A 21,388-nucleotide genomic window follows, 5' to 3' on the forward strand; every position below is an offset into this window, starting at 1 on the left:
TACTAAATACCGTATTAACAGTTCGTCAAGGCGAAGCAAATTCTCATAAGGGAAAAGGATGGGAGCATTTCACAGATCGTGTGATTGAACTGTTGAACGAACGTGAAAAGCCAGTTATTTTCATATTGTGGGGGCGCCATGCGCAGGCAAAGAAGAAGTTAATTACGAATCCGAATCATCATATTATCGAATCTGTACATCCAAGCCCATTATCGGCAAGACGTGGTTTCTTTGGTAGTAAGCCATATTCTAAAGTAAATACGATTTTAGCTAAGATGGGCGAAAGAGTAATTGATTGGGAAATTCCAAATTTGTAAATAAAAAAGGTAGTTAACAGCCGTTAACTACCTTTTCATTATTGTTGCTCGTTTTTTAATTTTGCATCTAGTACAAATGTACCAAATGGGATAACCGATGAAACGAATGCCCCAAGTGCCCATAAAATTGATTTACGGTGTACGATTGTTACTTGAATTACTGCGAAGATAAATAAAATAAATAAAACACCGTGAGCCATGCCTGTAATTTTAACAGCTGTTGCAAATCCTGCGAAATATTTTAATGGCATTGCTACAAATAATAGTAGTAGGAAAGAAATCCCCTCAATAAGTCCAATTGCTCTTAATCGTCCGATTGGTGTAGATAACATGTAAAATGGCCTCCCTTAACATATGCTTGTTTATAGTAAATTTGTATTCTTTTTCGAAATAAAATAGTCTATTTTGTTTCATTATATACAAAAAGAAAGTTTACACTACGAGAATAGTGCAAAGTTCAAAATATAGTCACAAAAGCATGGTAATTTAAATAAAAACCTATTTGAAGTGTTTGACTTCAAATAGGTTTTATGAGTGGAAATATTAAACAAGTGCTTCTTTTTTTAGTACGAACTTCTCTACAACCTTTGCTACACCATCGTTCATATTTGTATCTGTTACATAGTTTGCAATTTTTTTAATATCATCAGGTGCATTGCCCATTGCAACACCAAGACCAGCGAATTCGATCATTGCTTGGTCATTATAGCTATCGCCCATTGCGATAACTTCTTCGCGCTTAATGCCAAGTTTTTGAATCAGTTGGTTTAAGCTCGTTCCTTTTGTAACACCAGCTTCAGTAAATTCTAAGAAGAATGGTTTAGAACGCATAACGCTTAATTGTCCTTCTAGTTGTTTTTGTAGTTTTGATTCTACTTCAACAAGGCGTTCAGCCTCTTTATTCATTAATACTTTTACTACTGGCTCTTTAACAGCAGCCTTAAAGTCATCTACAACAACAATTGGCATACCAGTAATATCGCCCTCAATTTCAGTATAAGGATTATTTTCTTCTGTTACGATATCATCGCCAATATAAGTATGAATCCATACATCTTCAGTTTTACTAATTTCAAATAGGTTGTGAACGATTTCAGGAGATAGCGTACTACTAAAGATTTCTTCGTTTGTTTTACAGTTAATAATTTTTGCGCCATTAAAAGATAGAATGAAACTGCCGTATTCTTCTAAACGAAGTTCTTTCGCTACATTGCGCATACCAAATGTTGGACGTCCGGAAGCAAGTACAACTTTTACACCTTGTTCTTGTGCAGTCATTAGAGCTTCTTTCGTGCGAGGTGAAATAGTATGGTCGTCACGTAATAAAGTATCATCTAAATCTAAAACAATCATTTTATAAGTCATATTGAAAAGTCCCTTCTTTATTTAAATCAAATATATGTTCATGGAGATGCAAGGAATAATAGTAAGACATCGAACCTCTTTGAAAAGAAGTAGATTCATTTTTATGAGTGTTTTTCTCATCATATTAATTAATAATCAGTGGGGGATGAAGAAAACCCCACTGATTAAAGTTTCACTTTATCGTAACAACTCTAAAGGTAGAGTGCAATAATGGAAGTTTTCCAATTTACGATACTTGTTTTGCTGTAGAACGAGAAAAGAGTATTTCTAGCAAGATTGCCATTACAGCTCCAAGAACGAGACCATTACTTAGGAACGAAGCTAGAAATGGTGGAAGCGTGGAATATGCTCCTGCTGGAACGAACATAACCCCAATTCCTGTGAAGATTGAAAGACCCGCTACTTTAAATAATCGTTCTTTATCCTGTACCGTTTCGTATTCCCGAAAGGCAAGACCGATCATGCTTGCAAATACAGGATAAATGGCAGCATAACCAACTGCAACTGGGATTGCCGCAAAGAATGAAGTGACCTTTGGGAATATACTAACGACAATAATAAAGCTTGACCCTAATATAAATGGGAGGCGTTTATAAATATTAGTCGTTGCAATAAAACCTGCTGATCCAGAAATAGCGACAGGTCCGATAGCCGAAAACAGGCCGCCTAGTAATTGATTGATTCCTGTTATAATACCGGCCTGTTTAAAACGATCTGATGCAGCATTTTCTTCATATTTAGAGACAACCTTTTGCACAACACGAATACTTGCTAACATATTTGTTAGAAGTAAGAGTGTAACGAAAATGACCGTAATTACCATGTTCCATTCAACACGAGGCATTCCGAAAACAAATAAGGATGGAAAACGGATTATGTCTGTCACTGGTGTTATTGGATTAGATAATCCAAAGCATGCGAATAATATCCAGCCGCAAACGATACTGAAAAGAACAGAATATTGTCCGATAATAGGTAGCTTCATGATGAAAAAGGATAGTAAAATAACAATGAGTGAAAGAATAAATACGTTAGGTTGTACTTCTGTATGTTTTCCATCAAGACCGAACATTCCTTTTAAGAAGGAACCACTAAGTTGTGCAACAAGAAGAAATAAGTACGTTCCAATGACTGTCGGTGTAAAATAGCGAACGAGTTTATCAATAAGTCCAAAAACGCTAAGAATAATACAAATGATACCGCTTAATAAGAAAGCATATTGAAGAACTTTAAGTGTCTCATTGTTTGATCCAAATAATACGACACCTAAACTTGCGTAAAGGGAGAAAATTCCCCACCAAAGGCCAGCAGGACCTTCTTGAATAGGAAGTTTATGTCCAAATATAGCTTGCAGTAGACCGGCAAAGCCAAGAACAAATAATGTTCTTTGTACGAATGCAATAGCTTCAGCGCCATCAAGGCCATAACTAGTTGCGACGCTAATTGGTACAATAAGACTCCCAGCTAAAATAAATAGTGCCCATTGTAAGGCGGAAAGAAATGTTTTCATTATATCAACCTCTTTCATAGATTCCGTATCTAGTATATATGTATTTCATTTCCACTGGCAAAGATGTAGATAGAGAAAAGAGTTGAAACATGATATGAATGCACGTAAGCAATTATGGATAGCAGTTATATGTATGACTTTTGTCGTAATGCTAGGAACATTAGGATTTATGACAATTGAAGAGATTAGTTTGTTTCAAGCATTTTGGATGACGATGATTACTGTATTGACGGTTGGATACGGAGATGCGGTACCTATAACGCAGGCAGGGAAAGTATTTGCACTTCTTATTATTCCTGTTGGAGTCGGTATTGTTACGTATGCAATTGGTGTAGTGGCAGCTATGATTATTGAAGGGAACCTATTTCATGCAGTACGGAGGAAGAAGATGGATAAACAAATAGCACAGTTACAAAATCATATTATCGTATGTGGTTGCGGTAGAGTAGGGCTTCAAGTTGTACATGAATTGCAAGAAAAGAAAATTCCATTTGTCGTCGTGGATAAGGATGAAAGCGTATTAGAGAAGGAAAAACTTTTATATGTACATGGAGATGCAACAGAAGACCAAGTGTTACATCATGCTGGGATTTCAAAGGCAGCTGGTTTAGTTGCTATCGTAGCAAATGACGCTGAAAATGTATTTATTACGTTAACGGCAAGAGGATTAAACGATGCAATTAAAATTGTGGCAAGAGCAGAAAAACCAGAAACTGAAGACAAATTAAAGAGGGCTGGTGCAAATAAGGTTATTAATCCATCTAGTATGGCAGGGATTCATATTGCAAAAGGTATTGCGAATCCGTTAACAGTTCATTATATTGATACAGTACTGTATGGCGTGGAGCAGTCATTTGTAATTGAAGAAATTGCAGTCGGCGAAGGCTCTATTTTAGCTAGTAAATCGTTACTAGAGAGTGATGTAAGAAATCAATTTGATGTAACAATTTTAGCGATTTTGAGAAATGGGAATGTTATACATAATCCAACGGGGCAGGAAAAACTGCAAGAACATGATATGATAATAGTATTTGGTTCAGTAGAGAAGCTGGGACAATTTGAGAAAGAACTACAAAGTAAGAGGTGACGAGGAATGCAAATATCGAGTGATAAAATTTTAAATAAAATGGCGAATGAAATTGCAAAGGCAAAAAGTAGTGAAGGACAAAAATCAAAAGAACATGTATTAGTTGTGCGTGCTTTATGTGATTTATTATTAGATGAGCCAGTTGAATCTTCTACGTATAGAGAGCCACAAATTCAATCACAAATAATTGGATCACAACCAATCACGATGCAACCAATTGCACCGGTTTCTGATGAGCCAGTATATATAAAAGAAAGTGATGCAAACGGTAATTCTTTATTTGATTTTTAGAGGATAAATCGTTTGGCTTATATGAAAAAATTGCTTATGATAAAAGTAAAAAAGGGGAATTAAGATGAAAATTTTCTTTTTACTAGGTTGTATTGCAGCGGGGCTATCTGTTGCGTTAGGGGCTTTCGGAGCACACGGTTTAGAAAATAAAGTTTCTGCAAAAATGTTAGAAGTCTGGAAAACAGGTGTTACATATCAAATGTTTCATGCAGGCGGACTATTTGTAGTTGCTTTATTGATGGATAAAATTCAATCATCACTTTTAACTACTGCTGGCTGGCTTATGGTAGCCGGAATTATTATGTTTTCAGGTAGTTTGTATGCATTAAGTACGACAGGTATTAAGTTCTTTGGCCCAATTACACCTCTTGGTGGTGTGGCGTTTATTGTGGCATGGATCTTAGTCGGAACTGCAGTTGTAAAGGGATTATAAAAAACAAAAGCTGGCATATGCCAGCTTTTTTATGGTCTTGGAGCATAAGTTGCTTGTTGACCAGGCAAATACGTAATTCTTTCTGGGAATTCTACATAATCTAAGTAAATCATTAGTAGTAAATAACGTTTCCCTGACTCTGGCTCACTAATTACAATATGATCACGACCAGCTGCTTCGATAATACCTGTATAGGATTGTGTACCGAGTGAACTACCACGCTCATAAGTCATTACAACTGTGGCTTGCTTGCCCTTGTTCAAGCGAAGAATATTTTCAATATATGACTGTTCTAGAGGTAACATACCTTGAGAAACAGCATATTGAGCTTGCGCAGCTTGTTGTTGCATTGCTTGCTGTTGTTGCTGTTGCTGTGGGGTCATTTGTTGCGGTTGTACGTAAGTTCCAGATGGTTGATAGAAACCTGTTCCGTAATACGGATTTTGTTGCTGTGCCATTCAAAAATCCCTCCTTGTTTTCATTCCTTAATATATGCTAGGGCAATCCCCAGCATTTGGCTGGAAGAAGCAGTGCTTTTTGAAGCGACCAGAGTTTTGCTGGTTATACCAAGTTGGTGGACATGCACCTTCAGGCCTAAAAAACCATAAGGCAAAATTTGCAGGCCAAAAACGTTGTCCTTGAATCGTTCGCCTTGCTAATGCGATATCTTGTTCCCTTGCACGTTGATAAAAATAACCTTTTTGGGTTGCCTCAAAACCACCAGGATTTTGATACACCATTTGACGTAAATTACGAATATTTTTAAAGTCTAAACAATTCCCGCGGACACGATTTACTCCAACGTTTCCTACCATTAACATCCCCTGTTGTCCTTCTCCTTCAGCTTCAGCACGCATCAATCTAGCTAATAACTTAACATCTTCTTCGTTATGCGCGATAACGCCCATTATGTGTCACCTCTCTTTTTGGAATACCTTTTTGAAAGAGGTTTATCTCTAGATGAAGTGTGTAACAATTACTAGTTCATACGTATGAGGAAAAAGGGTCAGATATGACAACCAAACGAAGTTTTACATTGGGAGTGGAAAATAAAAAAAAGCTAGCGTGAGCCAGCTTTTTTATTAAAAAACTTTAGACCATAAGTTTGAGAAGAAATCACCGATAGAGCGCATTGTTAACACAAACCAATTTGCTTTTTCAACTTCTTCTGTCGTTTTTGCAGTAACTTTCATACTTTTACTACCGTCTAAGAAACCATATTTATCAGTTGATTCTAAAGTAATCGAACCTACTTTGGCCCCTTTCTTAATAGGAGCAACTAAATGACCATCTTCAGCAAGTGATTTATCTGCTTCAGTTCCAACTTTATAAGGGTCTTTGCTACCTTTTTTTGCAATTATGGTTATTTCTTTTTCCGGTGCAACAGTTACTTGATCTTCTTTCCCTTGTACTACAGAGAGTGTATTGTTTTTATCGACCTTTAGTTTTTGTTTTTCGAAGTTATTAAACCCGTATTCGATTAACTCACGAGATTCTGTGAAGCGCTCGTCCATTGATTTTGTTTTAATAATAACCGAAATAAGACGTACATCACCACGTTTAGCAGTAATAGTAAATCCGTATCCAGCCGTATCAGAACTTCCGGTTTTTAAACCATCGGTACCTTCATAAGCGAAAGCAGCTCCTGGTAACATCCAGTTCCAGTTTTCCATACGAATTGGTTTCGGATGATTATCTGGGAAGTTTCTAAATCTTTGTTTTGTATCCTCTAGCATTTCTGGATACTTTGTAATCATTGCTTTTGAAAGTATACCCATATCGCGAGCTGACATAGAGTTTTCTGCATTTGGATCAGTACCCTCAGGATGTTTTCCTTTTAAGTCAGCGTTATTTAAACCAGTAGCGTTTACAAATTTATATTTCTTTAACCCTAGTTTTTTTGCATGTTCATTTGCAAGATTTAAGAAGTTTTTCTCACTTCCTGCAAGAAGTTCTGCTAAGGCAATACTAGATCCGTTTGCAGAGAAGATAACGATAGAATGATATAGTTCTCTTACAGTATATTGACGTCCTTTTTCAAACGGCACGTTAGAGAATTCATTATTACGTGAAACTTCATAAGCGTAATCGGAAATGTTTACCTTTGTATCCCAAGTGATTTTTCCTTCTTTAATTGCTTCTAACACGGCATAAACAACAATTAATTTTGACATACTAGCGATAGCTAGTAATTCATCTGGATTTTGTTCATGCAGTATTTTTCCTGTATCTGCATCAAATAGAAGTGCAGCAGCTGCCTCAATGTGTATTTTTTCTTCCGCATGGGATGTTGTTACTCCTAAGGAAGAAATTGACAATAGAAACACTAGTAAAATAGACAAGATTTTCTTCATATACATTATCACCTTCGCATCGTTATTAGCATATAGCTCGTACCATTTTAGCATAAATTTGGATATAGAAAGGTTACAATTTTGTAAGGTATTTAAAAGGAATTTGTCGATTTTTGTTCAAATTTACGGAAAAAAGAACTTTTTTGAGGAGAAATATAGAGGGGAATAAAAAAAGGAACGAATTTCGTTCCTTTTTCACGATTTATATGTGTAAAAATTTCTCTACCTTTTCGTCTGGTAAAATGTTTCCGACGAAAAATGTTCCGAATTCACCATAACGAGCACTTACTTCATCGAAGCGCATTTCATATATAAGCTTTTTAAATTGAAGAACATCGTCAGCGAATAATGTTACGCCCCACTCAAAATCGTCGAATCCAACAGATCCTGAAATAACTTGGCGTACTTTACCTGCGTACTGGCGACCAATTTTACTATGACTGTACATCATTTTCTTACGTTCCTCCATCGGAAGCATGTACCAGTTGTCATCACCTTGGCGACGCTTGTCCATTGGATAGAAGCAAATGTGATTTGCTTTCGGTAACTCAGGATATAAGCGAGCTAAGATTTGTGGATTTTGGTATGGATCTTCATCAGCTGGAAGGTAGTTGCTTAGTTCAACAACAGATACGTAAGAGTATGCAGGAACCATATATTCAGCTAAAGTTGTTTTATTCAATTCTGTCTCAATTTCATTTAACTCTTCCATTGTTGGACGTAAAATCATAAGCATAATATCAGCTTTTTGGCCAACAACTGTATACATTGCGTGACTGCCCTTTTTTGCAGTAGCTACGTCGTTCCATTTTTCAACGACATTTAAAAATTCAGACACAGCTTGTCCGCGTTCGTCGCTAGATAATGTTTTCCATGCAGCCCAATCAATAGAACGTAAATCATGTAAACAATACCAGCCATCTAACGTTGTTGTTGCTTCACTCATTCTATTCACCTCAGTTAATGATAGTTTTACACGTTAACTATAGCATATATAGTTTTAAAATCATCTATATAAAACCTTGGCGCATAAAATTGTCACATTTAAGTGTTTAAGCGAGGTAAATCTAACGGCTGAATTTTATGAAAATATAATCATTTTTATTTTATCTATTTTTTGGGAGCTATAAGTTTAAAATATAGAGGAAAAGAAGTATTCTTAAAGATAGAGTTTTTTAACATATGTAGGAGGGTTTATTCGTGAGCAACTTATTTACAACAGTAAAAGAAAAAGTTCAAGGAAAAGGCATTTCTATCGTACTTCCTGAAGGAACTGATGAAAGAATTTTAGGCGCTGCAGAGCGTTTAGCAAAAGAAGAGTTAGTAAAACCAATCTTAGTTGGTAATAAAGAAGAAATTAGCGCAAAAGCTGCTAGCATGAATTTAACATTAGCAGGCGTTGATATTTACGACCCAGCTACATACGAAGAAATGGATGCAATGGTAGCATCTTTCGTTGAACGCCGTAAAGGTAAAGCAACTGAAGAAGACGCTCGCAAAATCCTTAAAGACGAAAACTACTTCGGTACAATGCTTGTATACATGGGCAAAGCACACGGTTTAGTAAGTGGTGCGGCTCATTCTACAGCTGATACAGTTCGTCCAGCACTTCAAATCATTAAAACAAAACCAGGCGTTACAAAAACTTCTGGCGTATTCATCATGGTACGTGAAGAAGAGAAATATGTATTCGCTGATTGCGCAATTAACATTGCACCAAATAGCCAAGATTTAGCTGAAATTGGTATCGAAAGTGCGAAAACTGCTGAACTATTCGGCATTGATCCACGCGTTGCTATGTTAAGCTTCTCTACAAAAGGTTCTGCGAAATCTCCAGAAACAGAAAAAGTTGTAGAAGCAACTCGCATTGCAAAAGAAATGGCTCCAGAATTAACTTTAGATGGAGAATTCCAATTCGATGCTGCATTCGTACCATCTGTAGCTGAGAAAAAAGCTCCAGGTTCTACAATTAAAGGTGATGCTAACGTATTCGTATTCCCAAGCTTAGAAGCTGGTAATATTGGCTACAAAATCGCTCAACGTTTAGGTAACTTCGAAGCAGTAGGACCAATCTTACAAGGTTTAAACATGCCTGTAAACGACCTATCTCGTGGATGTAACGAAGAAGAAGTGTACAAGTTAGCTTTAATTACAGCAGCTCAAGCACTTTAATTCTATAACGAATTGAAATAAAGACCGTCGCTAAAATAGCGACGGTCTTTATTTTTCTAAGCCAAGTGCTTTATTGTTACGATCAATAATACGTTGTAAATTCGTCTCATATAAAGGTATTTCATCTATTGTTAATTGAGATGGTGTTAACTTTGGAGCGAATTGTTGCAGTGTTTTTAAAAGGCGCATCATTAAATCTTGCACTGTAATGGTTTCGCCAAGTAATTCTGAAAGTGAAGCCATCGTGTTCGGTACAATTTCAGGGTACGTAAAGCGTGTTTCTTCTCCTTGAATGGCTAGGTTGTAGAAATCACGAACGAGTGCGGCACGTTCAGAGCCACTTCCTGTAGCACAGAGATAAATTTGGACAGCGACACCACCGCGAATACGGCGCTGTGAAATACCAGCAAATTTTTGATCGCGAATACTTAAATCGTAGCTACCAGGGCAGTAAGAACCAACGATTTCTTTTGCCTCAATTGTAACATCGTAATCTTTTAACATTTCCTGAATTAAATGCCACATTGTATCGTATCCAAGATCAATATCGATACCTTTTTCGGTCTCTTGGAATAAAAGTGATACGTTTAACACACCTTCATCAAGTACGACTGCCAGTCCGCCAGAATTACGAACGATAACATTGAAGTTGTTTTCTTTTAAAAAGGTAATACCTTGTTCCAAGTGTGGTAGGCGTGAATCTTGAATGCCAAGAACAATTGTATTGTGATGAACCCAAGAGCGCATTGTTGCAGCTGATTGGCTATTTCCTATACTTGTGCATAATGTGTCGTCCATTGCGAATGACTGCAATGCATGGAATGTTGGTCCCAAACTAGACTGATCTACAATACGCCACTCTGGCTGAGATAAAATGGAACGGGAATTGCTCATATAACTAACCCCTTATCTTTAAAATGACAATCTCTATTATAGCAAAAAATGAAGAATGGAGTTTCCTCACATATAAAGGGAAAGTTTAAAGGTGAAATAATAAAAAGGATGCATTACATGCATCCTTTTTACTCTGCAATTTTTTCTAAATTACCGTTTCGATCCATTCGGAAAGATGTTTGAGAACGTTCTTCGTCGTCCATGACTGCTAACTTACGAGCGCGGTTCATAATGTTCATAAGTGTTTCGTAATCTTCTTGTACAGTATGAGATTGTTTTTCTAATTTTTCCAGTTTCTTTTCTAGTTCTTCATTTCGAAGGATTTGTGATTTAATTTCTTGTTTCAATCTCGTATTCTCGTTTTCAAGAGCTGTCACTTTTATATTTGAAGATCCGACTGTTTGTAAAAAATAAATAACATCTTGCATTGTCATAGAGCCCTTTGCAGCAGGAACGGTAGTTTCTTGATATGGAGTAGCTTCTTTATATTGTACAATTGATTCCTCTTGTACGAACTCTTCATAATTAGTTATCGAATCTGAAGCTGGTGGTGTATAAAGTAAACGTTTTTTCGCTTGTTCACCACTTGCAGCACGCATTTTATCTTTACGATGTTTTTTTGCTAGTTGAAGAGCTTGTTCATAGCTATAGCGAACAACAGCATTCCAACGGAAACCACAGGCAGCCGATGTACGATTTAATCTGTCTCCTACTTCTTCAAATGCATTTAATTGGGTACTTCCTTCTCGAACGTGACGAAGTACAGTTTCAGCAAGTAATAAATCATCCTCATCTGTCCAAGCATCTTGTCTTACTTTCATAGATTCAACTCCCTTTCTTTTTATGAACTTCCTATTTTTATAATGGGCAAAAAAGTGAGCTTTTATACAAAGCTTTTAAAAATATGGTAGATTTCGATGAAAGGTATAAAGTGAAACTTTAATCAGTGGGGAGGTTCTTCATCCCCCGCCTAACTTCTTTGCTTTCGCTGAATTTTGAGGTGGGGATCTTACTGCCCATTAAAGCGGGATAAATTTTGCCAAGAATGACGGAAGGTGCTGTAGGAGAACATATAAATATGTAGCATTATATGAGGAAAGAGCGTCGAAAGGAAACTTGCAACGAGCTTCAAAGAACGGTAAAATACCATTTAGTGTTTATTTTTAAATGTACTTGAGAAAAGTTTAAAATAGAGGAAGTGTTATATAATGGGAAACGAATTTCGTGTGTGTGATGATTGTCAGGCAACGAACGTTAAAACGTTGATTCCAAAGCTAAAAAAAGTAGATTCATGTGCAACGATTGAAGTTGGATGTCAGTCTTACTGTGGCCCTGGCCGTAAAAAATCATTCGCATTTGTAAATAATCGTCCAGTTGCAGCGCCAACAGAAGACGAATTAATTGTAAAAATTGAGGCAAAGTTAAATAAGTAAGGAAAAGAAGAGTGAACAGATTACTCTTCTTTTTTTATGCCCATAAGAGGAAGAATCTATTCTGAGAAAGCTTAACTGGTGATTAATGACAGATAGGCATTATCTATTTATTAAGGTCTCGACCTATATGAAATTGTATTTCAAAATAATGGTTGACAGTCTTTTGAAGCGATAGGTAGAATAGAAGGTGTCTGATTCTGAGAATCATTATCAGAAAAAGGCCGATTCATTTAATTTTTTTTATTGCTATTTGAGAATAAATTTCATTTCATTAAATTAAACATATGTTGTTGGTTAGGATGGTTGAGGGATGGAAGCGAGCGCAAGGAGTATAGAACAGCAAGATGTGAATGTTAAAGAGATTAAGAGCAGGCCGCTCATTGCTTCTATTATTTTAGTAGCAGGTACAATTTTGTTAGCTTTAAGCATGGCATTGTCTATTTCGTTTGGTGCTGCAGATATTAGTTTAAAGACTGTATGGCAAGCTGTATTTCAGTTTGACGGTTCTATTACGCATCATAATGTAATTCAAGAACTTCGCATGCCTAGAGCAATAGGGGGCGTAGTTGCAGGTGCCTTTTTAGCGGTATCAGGAGCAATTATGCAAGGTATGACGCGAAATCCACTTGCATCACCGTCGTTAATGGGGATTACAGATGGGGCTGTATTTGGAATTGCAATTATGTATGCATTCTTCCCTAATTCACCTTATTTAATGTTCGTTATCGCATCTTTTATTGGTGCTGCGTTTGGAGCGAGCATTGTATATGGAATTGGATCTTCTTCACCAGGTGGATTAACACCTGTGAAATTAGCTTTAGCAGGTGCAGCAATTAGTGCTTTATTAGGGGCCATTTCATCTGGAATTGCGCTATATTTCAATCTTGCCCAAGAGGTGAGTATGTGGAATGCAGGCGGAGTTGCTGGCGTGAAATGGGAAAGTATTAATATGTTAGTACCGATTGGTCTAGTTTGTCTCTTCATTGCAATTATGATGTCGAGGTATATTACAATTTTAAGCTTCGGTGAAGAAATTGCGATTGGACTTGGTCAAAATACGACATTAATTAAATTTATCGGGACAGTACTTGTTCTTGTGTTAACAGGTTCGGCAGTTTCTATGGCAGGATCGGTTGGATTTGTTGGTCTTGTCATCCCACATATGACTCGTTTCCTTGTAGGCTCAGACTATAGATGGGTTATTCCATGTTCTGCGGTCTTAGGCGGGCTGTTAATTGAATGTGCAGATATGTTATCTCGCGTTATTAATCCGCCGTTTGAAACGCCAATTGGAGCAATTACAGCGCTAATTGGGGTTCCATTCTTCCTCTACTTAGCACGTAACGAAGGGAGAGGAAAAATGTGAGGACAAGTGTCTTAACAAAAAAGAACGTTTCTGTTTTAACAATTTTAGTAGGATTAATCGTTACTGTATTTTTAGTGAGTTTAAATACAGGGACATTTAAAATACCCCCAATGGACGTATTAAAGTCATTGGTTGGACTCGGGGCTGAAGATCAGTCTGTTATTTTATTTGAATTCCGTATGCCACGTATGGTCATTGCTATACTAGTTGGATCTGCTTTAGCTATGTCAGGTGCAATTTTGCAAGGGTTATCACGAAATCCACTTGCTGATCCAGGTATTATCGGTATTAACGCTGGAGCGGGATTAACAGTTGTTATCTTTGTCTACTTTTTCTTCGGGAAGGTAGGAACTGGTACATTTTTATCTGTATTCATTCTTCCGTTCTTCGCACTAGTTGGAGCGATATTAGCAGCTGTTATTATTTATTTATTAGCATGGAAAGACGGCGTTTCATCAACGAGATTAATACTTGTCGGTATCGCTGTTGCAGCTGGGTTTGGTGCTGTTAGTTTAATTTTTTCTATGAAGATGACATCTAACGATTTCCGTTTTGCTACGATTTGGTTAGCAGGAAGTCTATGGGGCACAGATTGGAAGTTTGTACTAAGTGTACTTCCATGGATGGTTATTTTCTTGCCACTTGCTATTAGTAAGGCTCACATATTAAACGTAATGAACCTAGGCGACTCCACAGCAGTTGGCCTTGGTGTAAATGTAGAAAAAGAAAGACGTAAATTATTATTTATTGCAGTTTGTTTAGCTGGTGCATCTGTTGCTGTTGCCGGAGGAATTGGTTTTATCGGTTTAATGGCTCCGCATTTAGCGAGGCGCCTTGTTGGTGGTAAACATCAAATTATGCTGCCTACCGCTGCACTAATAGGGACGTTTTTACTTTTATTCGCAGACGTAATTTCAAGAAGTGTGTTAACAACTTCAGAAATACCGGTCGGTCTTGTTATTTCTGTAATTGGTGCACCGTATTTCATATACCTACTTATGAGGACAAAATAAAGGGAGGCTTTTTGTATGGCAACTTTAGCAGTTGATGCGGTATCTGTTGGCTATAATGAAGGGTTAATTATTGATGGATTAACAGTTGAAATTCCGGAAGGGAAAATTACAACAATTATTGGACCAAATGGTTGTGGGAAGTCCACATTATTAAAAACGGCTTCTCGTATTTTGAAGGCGAAAAAAGGTACTGTTTATCTTGACGGAAAAGCAATCGAGAAACAACCAACGAAAGAAATCGCAAAGAAAATGGCAATTTTACCACAGACTGCAGAAGTGCCAACGGGCCTTACTGTATTTGAACTCGTTTCATATGGGCGCTTTCCTCATCAAAAAGGATTTGGAACGTTGAAAGAAGAGGATTATCGCTACATTCATTGGGCACTTGAAGTGACGGGAATGACAGAATTCGCAAATCGTCCAGCAGAGGCGTTATCAGGTGGGCAACGCCAACGCGTATGGATTGCGATGGCTCTTGCACAAGGGACGGAATTACTTGTATTAGATGAACCGACAACGTACTTAGATATGGCTCATCAATTAGAAGTATTAAACTTATTGAAAAAGTTAAACGAAGAAGAAGGTAGAACGATTGTTATGGTTATCCATGACTTAAACCATGCTTCTCGTTTCTCAGATCATATGATTGCATTAAAAGCTGGTAAGTTAATGAAACAAGGAACGCCAGACGAAGTAATGACGAGTGAAACACTTCGCAGTGTATTTGAGATTGAAGCTCAAATCGTTCCATGTCCAGTAAACTGTAAACCAATTTGTTTAACATATGATTTAGCGATGATTAGTAATCAATTGCGTAAAAAGGCATAAGTAGAATCCCCCTCGTAAAGAGGGGGGCTTCTAATGGACGTTGAGCTTCTTATTAGTAAATAGGAAGTTGAACACCCGTTAGAACGGGGCATAAACAACAATTAATAAATATATATTGATTAATTGTTAACCTTGTTTCTTATAGTTCACTGTAACTTATAAGAGAAATACAGCTAGAAGGAGTGGAAACATGAAGAATTTTAAAATGGCGTTATTAGCAATGGTACTAGTCGTTACTTCTGTACTATTTGCAGCTTGTTCTAACAAAGAAGAGAAAAAAGCAGATGCGAAAGATGCGAAGACTGAAGAGCGCACTGTACAACATGCAAAAGGGGAAATTAAAATCCCTGCAAATCCAAAGAAAATTGCTGACCTTAGTGGTTCAACAGAAGAATTATTAATTTTTGGTATGAAACCAATTATTACTGCTAATACATCGCAAGAAAAAATTGATGCACATATTGCAAATAAATTAAAAGACGTTAAACCAGTTGGCTCTGCTTGGGGCGATAAAATTAATATCGAAGCAGTAGCTGCTGCAAAACCAGACTTAATTCTTGTAAACGATCGTCAAGAAAAGATTTATGATCAATTATCTAAAATTGCACCAACAGTTATGTTAAAAACTCCATTAGACCAATGGCGTCCAAAATTCGAAGAAGTAGGCCAAATCTTCGGTAAAGAAAAAGAAACAAAAGAATGGTTCAAACAGTATGATGAAAAAGCAAGCAAATTACATGATAAAATCGTTGCGAAAACTGGCGATGCTAAATTCATGAAAATGGCTGCATATCCAAATGCTTTCCGTGTATACGGTGATTACGGTTACGGTAGTGTAATCTTTAAAGATTTAAAATTACCAGCGGTTAAAGGTACACCAACTGATAAAGCGTTAGTACAAGTACAAAAAGAAGCTTTAATTGATTACAACCCAGATTACTTATTCGTATTTACGACTGGTGACGGTTCTCAGCGTCTAAAAGAATTCCAAGAAGAATCAATTTGGAAAAATATGAACGCTGTTAAAAATAACCACGTATTTACGATTAAAAACGAGGACTTAAACAAAGGTTACTTCCCGCTAGGTAAAGAAATGATCTTAGATGAAGTTGCTGAGTTCGTTTTAGGGAAATAATGTGTGAAAAAAACCACTTTTACTCCGGTAAAAGTGGTTTTTTCTTTATATAAGGGCAATTAATATAGTCTTTCATTTCTTTCTGTTTCCTATTTCGTTTATAATATATAGTAAGAATGCAGTAAAGAAAGGGGGATGTCGGAAGGTGGTATATTTAAACGACAAACTCAGCGAAACAAAAGTGTTTAAAGACCCGGTACATAAATATGTGCACGTGCGCGATCGTGTTATTTGGGATTTAATCGGAACGAAAGAATTTCAACGCTTACGCCGTATTAAGCAGCTTGGAACGACATTTTTTACATTTCACGGTGCAGAGCATAGTCGCTTTACTCATTCGTTAGGTGTATATGAAATTATTCGTCGTATGATTGATGATGTGTTTGATGGCAGACCGAATTGGAATGCTGAAGATAGATTGTTATGTTTATGTGCGGCATTACTTCATGATGTCGGTCACGGTCCATTTTCTCATTCGTTTGAAAAAGTATTTTCATTAGACCATGAGAAATTTACGCAAAAGATTATCGTTGGAGATACGGAAATTAATCGCGTATTAAGTCGTGTGGATAAAGATTTCCCACAAAAGGTAGCCGATGTAATTGCGAAAACATCTACTAATAAATTAGCGATTAGCATGATTTCTAGTCAAATTGATGCAGATCGCATGGACTATTTATTAAGGGATGCGTACTTTACTGGCGTAAAATATGGGAACTTTGATATGGAACGTATACTGCGTGTTATGCGTCCGTACGGGAATCAAGTAGTCATTAAGAATAGTGGTATGCATGCTGTTGAGCATTATATTATGAGTCGTTATCAAATGTATTGGCAAGTATATTTCCATCCGGTAACGCGCAGTGCTGAAGTTATTTTAACGAAGATTTTACACCGTGCAAAATCATTGCATGAGAAGTATTATACATTTAAAAATCACCCTGTTCATTTCTATTCTTTATTTGAAGAAGAAGTGACAGTAGAGGATTATTTAAAGTTAGACGAGAACGTTATGTATTATTACTTCCAAGTATGGCAGGACGAAGAAGATCCAATTTTAAGCGATCTATGCCGTCGTTTTATGAATCGAAACCTATTTAAATATGTAGAGTTTACAGATAAGCACGGTTTAGATAATTGGATGGAATTAAGTAGTTTATTCAAAAAGATTGGACTTGATCCAGAATATTATTTAGTAGTTGATTCAACATCAGACTTACCGTATGACTTTTATCGTGCTGGTGAAGAAGAAGAACGTCTGCCAATCTTACTTCTTATGCCAAATGGAGAGCTTAGAGAGCTCTCACGTGAATCGGATATTGTTGAGGCGATTACTGGTAAGAAGAGAAGGGATCAAAAGCTATTCTACCCGCATGATTTAATCTATGAAGATGGAAGAAAAGGAAAATATAAAGAGAGAATTATTGAGTTGTTAGAAGGAAAGAAATAAGAAGCAGCTAAGTGCTGCTTCTTATGAAAAAACTTGAAATTATTTGTCGCTTAAGCGTTTTCCGCCAACTGCATAATGGTTTTTAGACATTTCTTCGATGAAAACAACGATGTTTTCTTCAGGAGCACCAGTTGTTTCGCTTACTGCTGCTGTTACTTTCTCAGCAAGAGCTTTCTTTTGTTCCTCTGTGCGTCCTTCTAACATTTTCACTGTTACGTATGGCATATATAATCGCTCCTTTTATGTAAGTTACACTCTTATTATAGCGGATTATGTGGAAGAACAATCGAAAAAACAAATAATTTCTTTTTTTGACATATGGAAGAGGAGATGAAACATGGATCAGTTATTTAGATACCCGTTGCACCAAATTCCTTTGGTAGCAATGGCCATTATTATTGCGTTATCAGTGCATGAATTTGCGCATGCATATGTAGCATATAAATTTGGAGACGATACAGCAAAGAGACAAGGGCGCTTAACTTTATCACCGATGGCACATTTAGATCCTATCGGGATGATTGCTGTATTAATTCTTGGTTTCGGTTGGGCGAGACCAGTTCCTGTTAACCCATATAACTTTAAAAGACCTCGTCTTGCAGGGATATTAGTTTCAATTGCAGGACCGATTAGTAACTTAATTTTAAGCGCAATCGGTTTAATTATTTGGTATAGCTTATTAACATTTGGTGTATTAGACTCAATTCCATTTGCAGTAGCAGATACGCTAGCTCAATTTTTCCAGATTTTTATTATGTTGAATATTGTTTTACTTGTCTTTAACTTATTACCAATCCCGCCACTTGATGGATATCGCGTAGTGGAGGATTTAGCACCAACAAATATTCGTGCGAAAATGACACAGTATGAAAAATACGGGGCAATTGCTTTATTAATTCTAGTAATTACACCGCTTAGCAATTACACAATCCAACCTATTTTTAGTGTTGTTATTCCATATGTATTTGCATTTTTAAACAGTATTATTGCGCCTATCTTTGGCCTTTTATAATCATTAAGTGAGGAGGACTTTACATATGACAGAGAAAAAGAAAAAAATCGGTTTTAATATCGTGAAAAATGATTCAACGGATGGACATGGTGGTTTTGGCGTTGGGGCATTAAGCCTAGAAAACATTTCACCCGTATTTGTCGATGTACTAGAGAAAACAGCATTTGTTGATATTGGTGCGATGCATGCACGTAGTACAGTAGAAAAAGGTATTAAGTTTTTAACAAATAAAGATGAAGTTCCAAACGGAAAACCATACTGGCTTGTGTGGGTAACGATTGAAAGAACAGCAACAGGTGCGTATTATGCAGGTGTAACAGCTTGTGAAATGACAGTTGACCGTGAAATTCGCCGCGGATATAAGTCACTTCCAGAGCACGTAAACAAAATGGATAAATCATTGAAGCGTCACATTATGGTTGACCATATGGACGAATCATCTAAAAAAGTACTTGGTACATTCTTGAAAGAACATAATGAAGCGATTTGGAACGAATCTAGCGAAGAATTGCGCCGTGCATTATTAAGTGAATAAAAGAAAAGGATGTCTCACTAGTCGATTGTTGACTAGTGAGACATCCTTTTTATTTTGGCTTGTTGTATGAAAATATATCAACGATTCGACAAGGAGGCTATTCCACGTTCAGTGAAATAGCCGGATATTCTACCAAGGAAGGTATTTTTTCCACCAACTTGTTTTTTTCTTTTCTTCAGTTGTCTTTTCAAATTCCTCTTTATCATCAACGTGATCCATACAATATTCAGTTGGTTCTGTACCTTTTGCAAAATACATCTTCACTGAAATTGGGCAATTTTTTGTAGCAATTTTCCCGTTTTCAGGGTTAATATCGACTGCAACGACGTCACTTGGTTGTTTAAACTCTTTTTTAGGTTGTCCATCTAAGCCTTTCTCCATCGTATCGGTCCATATTCTTTTTGCATAGCCTTGTTCTGCTACGTTTGAAATTGATTTAGGTTGATCATATCCAACCCATACGCCAGTTACGAGTTGCGGGGTAAACCCAATCATCCAACTATCTGTTTCAGTAGAGCCAGATTTTCCAGCATATGTTCTTGATAGTTTAGATAACATTGATTGACCAGTTACAGCAGCGTAACTGCTTAGTTTTTTATTAAACATGCCTGTCATCATTTCTTCCATCACAAATGCTTTGCTCTTATCAAGAACTTGTTTACTCTCCAAATGAGCATCGTATAAAATATTTCCTTCATGATCCATAATGCGGCGAATGAAAATAGGTTTTACTTCTTTTCCCCCGTTTGCGAACATGCTATAAGCGTTAACCATTTCAATTGGTTTTACAGGAGATGTACCGAGCGCGAGGGAAGGGACGTCTTTTAATGCACTCTTAATGCCGAATTGCTTCGCCGTTTTTGTAAGAATGTCTTCGCCTAAAAATAAATTGGTTTTCACGGCATAGACGTTATCAGAGACCGCAAGAGCTTGCGCCATTGTTACAAAATCGTCTGCATAATAGTCTTTATAGTTTTTCGGTTTATACTTTGAAACACCGTCACCTAAAGTGAACACAGTGTATTCACTTTTTAAGCGCGTAGCAGGGGTGAATCCTCGTTCTAATGCCGCATAATATAGAAATGGCTTAAATGTAGATCCGGGCTGGCGAGCGGCCTGTGTAGCCCTGTTAAATTGACTTGTATTATAATCAGTTCCACCAACAAGGGCAGCTACTTCCCCTGTTTTTGGATTCATAGAGACGAGCGCAGTTTGTATGTTTGTCGTGTCAGGTATGTGGTTTTTTACAGCTTGCTCTGCAACCGATTGTAATTTCGGGTCTAGCGTTGTATAAATACGCAAGCCGCCTTTTTGTAAGGCTTGCTCATCTAATCCGATATCACGAAGAAGAGAAGCTTGTACAGCATCTTGGAAATAAGGCGCGACCTCTGCGACTTTTTTCGTATCTAATGAAGCGAAAGTTAGTGATTCTTTCTTTGCTGAAGCTGCTTGTTTCTTCGTAATATAACCTTGTTCTACCATTTCATCTAATATAAGAGATTGTCGTTCTTTCGCACGATCTTCTTTTAAAAAGGGAGAGTAGACACTAGGTCCTTTTGGTATACCTGCAAGCATACTAGCTTCCGCTAATGTTAATTCTTTTGCTGTTTTATCAAAATATAGACGGGACGCAGCTTCGATTCCATAAGCACCATGCCCGTAATAAATTGTATTTAAATATCCTTCTAAAATATGATTTTTATTATAATTCACTTCAAGACGGATTGTGTACATTGCTTCTAATAGTTTACGTTTCCACGTTTTATCATGATCTAAGTATAGGTTACGGGCATACTGTTGTGTAATCGTACTAGCGCCTTGGACTTTTGCCATCGCTTTTAAATCAGCAACAATGGCACCAGCGATACGCTTCATATCAAAGCCATGATGTTTGTAGAATCTTTGATCTTCGATAGAAAGTGTTGCCTCTTTTACATAAGGAGAAATTTCATTGAGAGATACATTGTATCGTTTTTGCATCTCATTACTTTGTCCTATAACAGTGTCATCATTAGCATAAAAGACACTTGTTTGCGGGACAGCGACAGGAGGAGGTCCCATAATTTTTGCAACTATAATAATAACAAAAAAGGAAAAAACGAAAAAAAGAACAGAAGAAAACATTACGGTGAAGAAAAGACGTTTATATTTTTTAAGTTTCGGATTCATAGTTTGATCCATCTTTTTCAGCCC

24 protein-coding genes are annotated in these 21,388 nt (G+C 36.9%); 13 read left to right on the forward strand and 11 right to left on the reverse strand.

The features are described 5' to 3' along the window. On the forward strand, positions 1–317 hold a 317-nt coding region (locus tag MR079_RS17875; RefSeq protein ID WP_277933118.1), incomplete at its 5' end, for a uracil-DNA glycosylase. Positions 318–355: 38 nt separating this feature from the next. Here MR079_RS17875 and MR079_RS17880 read toward each other — a convergent pair. The 3 genes from MR079_RS17880 to MR079_RS17890 form a co-directional block, all read right to left on the reverse strand. Next, entirely contained in the window at positions 356–649 is a 294-nt protein-coding gene (locus MR079_RS17880; protein ID WP_000953390.1) for a DUF3817 domain-containing protein, read from the reverse strand. Between the two features lie 211 nt (positions 650–860). Next, complete coding sequence (locus tag MR079_RS17885; RefSeq protein WP_139868547.1) at positions 861–1,682, reverse strand: Cof-type HAD-IIB family hydrolase; 822 nt, start codon at positions 1,680–1,682, stop codon at positions 861–863. A gap of 226 nt (positions 1,683–1,908) precedes the next feature. Continuing rightward, positions 1,909–3,192, reverse strand: coding sequence for a purine/pyrimidine permease (locus MR079_RS17890; RefSeq protein ID WP_139868545.1), 1,284 nt, complete (start codon positions 3,190–3,192; stop codon positions 1,909–1,911). A 94-nt stretch (positions 3,193–3,286) separates the two neighbouring features. Between MR079_RS17890 and MR079_RS17895 the strand changes: the two genes are divergently transcribed. The 3 genes from MR079_RS17895 (at position 3,287) to MR079_RS17905 (ending at position 5,003) form a co-directional block, all read left to right on the forward strand. Continuing rightward, positions 3,287–4,279, forward strand: coding sequence for a potassium channel family protein (locus tag MR079_RS17895; RefSeq protein ID WP_139868652.1), 993 nt, complete (start codon positions 3,287–3,289; stop codon positions 4,277–4,279). 6 nt (positions 4,280–4,285) lie between these two features. Next, positions 4,286–4,570, forward strand: a complete 285-nt coding sequence (locus MR079_RS17900) for a YwdI family protein (RefSeq protein ID WP_016719032.1) — start codon at positions 4,286–4,288, stop codon at positions 4,568–4,570. Between the two features lie 64 nt (positions 4,571–4,634). Beyond that, a complete protein-coding gene (locus MR079_RS17905; RefSeq protein ID WP_000688322.1) occupies positions 4,635–5,003 on the forward strand; it encodes a DUF423 domain-containing protein in 369 nt (122 codons plus the stop codon). Positions 5,004–5,032: 29 nt separating this feature from the next. Here MR079_RS17905 and gerQ read toward each other — a convergent pair whose 3' ends face one another. From gerQ to hemQ, 4 genes are all read right to left on the reverse strand, one after another. Next, positions 5,033–5,461: a spore coat protein GerQ gene (gerQ, locus tag MR079_RS17910; protein ID WP_000068646.1), complete on the reverse strand. Its 429-nt coding sequence runs from the start codon at positions 5,459–5,461 to the stop codon at positions 5,033–5,035. Positions 5,462–5,488: 27 nt separating this feature from the next. Then, entirely contained in the window at positions 5,489–5,911 is a 423-nt protein-coding gene (gene cwlJ / locus MR079_RS17915) for a cell wall hydrolase CwlJ (protein WP_000538151.1), read from the reverse strand. Positions 5,912–6,085: 174 nt separating this feature from the next. Continuing rightward, complete coding sequence (locus tag MR079_RS17920; RefSeq protein ID WP_242294385.1) at positions 6,086–7,363, reverse strand: serine hydrolase; 1,278 nt, start codon at positions 7,361–7,363, stop codon at positions 6,086–6,088. Positions 7,364–7,559: 196 nt separating this feature from the next. Continuing rightward, the gene (hemQ, locus tag MR079_RS17925; RefSeq protein WP_139868541.1) at positions 7,560–8,303 is read right to left on the reverse strand and encodes a hydrogen peroxide-dependent heme synthase; all 744 of its coding nucleotides are present in this window, start codon (positions 8,301–8,303) and stop codon (positions 7,560–7,562) included. A 254-nt stretch (positions 8,304–8,557) separates the two neighbouring features. On the opposite strand from hemQ, the gene pta reads away from it, so the two are divergent. Then, on the forward strand, positions 8,558–9,529 hold the full coding sequence (pta, locus tag MR079_RS17930) for a phosphate acetyltransferase (RefSeq protein WP_000067215.1): 972 nt from the start codon (positions 8,558–8,560) through the stop codon (positions 9,527–9,529). 48 nt (positions 9,530–9,577) lie between these two features. Here the strand turns inward: pta and lipL are convergent, their stop codons facing one another. Further along, on the reverse strand, positions 9,578–10,423 hold the full coding sequence (gene lipL / locus MR079_RS17935; protein WP_139868539.1) for an octanoyl-[GcvH]:protein N-octanoyltransferase: 846 nt from the start codon (positions 10,421–10,423) through the stop codon (positions 9,578–9,580). Between the two features lie 128 nt (positions 10,424–10,551). Next, on the reverse strand, positions 10,552–11,244 hold the full coding sequence (locus MR079_RS17940; protein ID WP_000868372.1) for an RsfA family transcriptional regulator: 693 nt from the start codon (positions 11,242–11,244) through the stop codon (positions 10,552–10,554). 387 nt (positions 11,245–11,631) lie between these two features. Here MR079_RS17940 and MR079_RS17945 point away from each other — a divergent pair, with 387 nt between their 5' ends. The 6 genes from MR079_RS17945 to MR079_RS17970 all read left to right on the forward strand — a co-directional run bounded on the left by MR079_RS17945 (position 11,632) and on the right by MR079_RS17970 (position 17,648). Further along, positions 11,632–11,856 (forward strand): YuzB family protein, encoded by a 225-nt coding sequence (locus MR079_RS17945; protein WP_000526077.1) that lies wholly within the window; start codon positions 11,632–11,634, stop codon positions 11,854–11,856. A gap of 310 nt (positions 11,857–12,166) precedes the next feature. Then, a complete protein-coding gene (locus MR079_RS17950) occupies positions 12,167–13,222 on the forward strand; it encodes a FecCD family ABC transporter permease (RefSeq protein ID WP_000388276.1) in 1,056 nt (351 codons plus the stop codon). Further along, positions 13,219–14,235, forward strand: coding sequence for a FecCD family ABC transporter permease (locus MR079_RS17955; RefSeq protein ID WP_001260777.1), 1,017 nt, complete (start codon positions 13,219–13,221; stop codon positions 14,233–14,235). Before MR079_RS17950 ends, MR079_RS17955 begins: the two co-directional genes overlap by 4 nt. A 15-nt stretch (positions 14,236–14,250) precedes the next feature. Beyond that, the gene (locus MR079_RS17960; RefSeq protein WP_000212064.1) at positions 14,251–15,063 is read left to right on the forward strand and encodes an ABC transporter ATP-binding protein; all 813 of its coding nucleotides are present in this window, start codon (positions 14,251–14,253) and stop codon (positions 15,061–15,063) included. Positions 15,064–15,253: 190 nt separating this feature from the next. Continuing rightward, positions 15,254–16,198, forward strand: a complete 945-nt coding sequence (locus MR079_RS17965; protein ID WP_000787735.1) for an ABC transporter substrate-binding protein — start codon at positions 15,254–15,256, stop codon at positions 16,196–16,198. 145 nt (positions 16,199–16,343) lie between these two features. Next, the gene (locus tag MR079_RS17970; RefSeq protein WP_000262739.1) at positions 16,344–17,648 is read left to right on the forward strand and encodes an HD domain-containing protein; all 1,305 of its coding nucleotides are present in this window, start codon (positions 16,344–16,346) and stop codon (positions 17,646–17,648) included. 39 nt (positions 17,649–17,687) lie between these two features. Here MR079_RS17970 and MR079_RS17975 read toward each other — a convergent pair whose 3' ends face one another. Next, positions 17,688–17,873: a 2-hydroxymuconate tautomerase gene (locus MR079_RS17975; protein WP_001147171.1), complete on the reverse strand. Its 186-nt coding sequence runs from the start codon at positions 17,871–17,873 to the stop codon at positions 17,688–17,690. Positions 17,874–17,985: 112 nt separating this feature from the next. On the opposite strand from MR079_RS17975, the gene MR079_RS17980 reads away from it, so the two are divergent. After that, positions 17,986–18,660: a site-2 protease family protein gene (locus MR079_RS17980; protein ID WP_061184162.1), complete on the forward strand. Its 675-nt coding sequence runs from the start codon at positions 17,986–17,988 to the stop codon at positions 18,658–18,660. A gap of 25 nt (positions 18,661–18,685) precedes the next feature. Beyond that, positions 18,686–19,195: a YwhD family protein gene (locus MR079_RS17985; RefSeq protein ID WP_000136687.1), complete on the forward strand. Its 510-nt coding sequence runs from the start codon at positions 18,686–18,688 to the stop codon at positions 19,193–19,195. Positions 19,196–19,324: 129 nt separating this feature from the next. Here MR079_RS17985 and MR079_RS17990 read toward each other — a convergent pair whose 3' ends face one another. After that, a complete protein-coding gene (locus MR079_RS17990) occupies positions 19,325–21,376 on the reverse strand; it encodes a transglycosylase domain-containing protein (RefSeq protein WP_139868537.1) in 2,052 nt (683 codons plus the stop codon). Positions 21,377–21,388: the final 12 nt, after the last annotated feature.

It is taken from the genome of Bacillus cereus group sp. BfR-BA-01381, assembly GCF_022663555.1.
In the GTDB taxonomy this organism is placed as follows: domain Bacteria; phylum Bacillota; class Bacilli; order Bacillales; family Bacillaceae_G; genus Bacillus_A; species Bacillus_A pacificus.

What these genes read in the sequence shown, in the direction of transcription:
- MR079_RS17880 (WP_000953390.1), bottom strand. Translation starts at nt 649, where the DNA reads ATGTTATCTACACCAATCGGACGATTAAGAGCAATTGGACTTATTGAG.
- MR079_RS17885 (WP_139868547.1), bottom strand. Translation starts at nt 1,682, where the DNA reads ATGACTTATAAAATGATTGTTTTAGATTTAGATGATACTTTATTACGT.
- MR079_RS17890 (WP_139868545.1), bottom strand. Translation starts at nt 3,192, where the DNA reads ATGAAAACATTTCTTTCCGCCTTACAATGGGCACTATTTATTTTAGCT.
- MR079_RS17895 (WP_139868652.1), top strand. Translation starts at nt 3,287, where the DNA reads ATGAATGCACGTAAGCAATTATGGATAGCAGTTATATGTATGACTTTT.
- MR079_RS17900 (WP_016719032.1), top strand. Translation starts at nt 4,286, where the DNA reads ATGCAAATATCGAGTGATAAAATTTTAAATAAAATGGCGAATGAAATT.
- MR079_RS17905 (WP_000688322.1), top strand. Translation starts at nt 4,635, where the DNA reads ATGAAAATTTTCTTTTTACTAGGTTGTATTGCAGCGGGGCTATCTGTT.
- gerQ (WP_000068646.1), bottom strand. Translation starts at nt 5,461, where the DNA reads ATGGCACAGCAACAAAATCCGTATTACGGAACAGGTTTCTATCAACCA.
- cwlJ (WP_000538151.1), bottom strand. Translation starts at nt 5,911, where the DNA reads ATGGGCGTTATCGCGCATAACGAAGAAGATGTTAAGTTATTAGCTAGA.
- MR079_RS17920 (WP_242294385.1), bottom strand. Translation starts at nt 7,363, where the DNA reads ATGTATATGAAGAAAATCTTGTCTATTTTACTAGTGTTTCTATTGTCA.
- hemQ (WP_139868541.1), bottom strand. Translation starts at nt 8,303, where the DNA reads ATGAGTGAAGCAACAACAACGTTAGATGGCTGGTATTGTTTACATGAT.
- lipL (WP_139868539.1), bottom strand. Translation starts at nt 10,423, where the DNA reads ATGAGCAATTCCCGTTCCATTTTATCTCAGCCAGAGTGGCGTATTGTA.
- MR079_RS17940 (WP_000868372.1), bottom strand. Translation starts at nt 11,244, where the DNA reads ATGAAAGTAAGACAAGATGCTTGGACAGATGAGGATGATTTATTACTT.
- MR079_RS17945 (WP_000526077.1), top strand. Translation starts at nt 11,632, where the DNA reads ATGGGAAACGAATTTCGTGTGTGTGATGATTGTCAGGCAACGAACGTT.
- MR079_RS17950 (WP_000388276.1), top strand. Translation starts at nt 12,167, where the DNA reads ATGGAAGCGAGCGCAAGGAGTATAGAACAGCAAGATGTGAATGTTAAA.
- MR079_RS17960 (WP_000212064.1), top strand. Translation starts at nt 14,251, where the DNA reads ATGGCAACTTTAGCAGTTGATGCGGTATCTGTTGGCTATAATGAAGGG.
- MR079_RS17965 (WP_000787735.1), top strand. Translation starts at nt 15,254, where the DNA reads ATGAAGAATTTTAAAATGGCGTTATTAGCAATGGTACTAGTCGTTACT.
- MR079_RS17975 (WP_001147171.1), bottom strand. Translation starts at nt 17,873, where the DNA reads ATGCCATACGTAACAGTGAAAATGTTAGAAGGACGCACAGAGGAACAA.
- MR079_RS17980 (WP_061184162.1), top strand. Translation starts at nt 17,986, where the DNA reads ATGGATCAGTTATTTAGATACCCGTTGCACCAAATTCCTTTGGTAGCA.
- MR079_RS17985 (WP_000136687.1), top strand. Translation starts at nt 18,686, where the DNA reads ATGACAGAGAAAAAGAAAAAAATCGGTTTTAATATCGTGAAAAATGAT.
- MR079_RS17990 (WP_139868537.1), bottom strand. Translation starts at nt 21,376, where the DNA reads ATGGATCAAACTATGAATCCGAAACTTAAAAAATATAAACGTCTTTTC.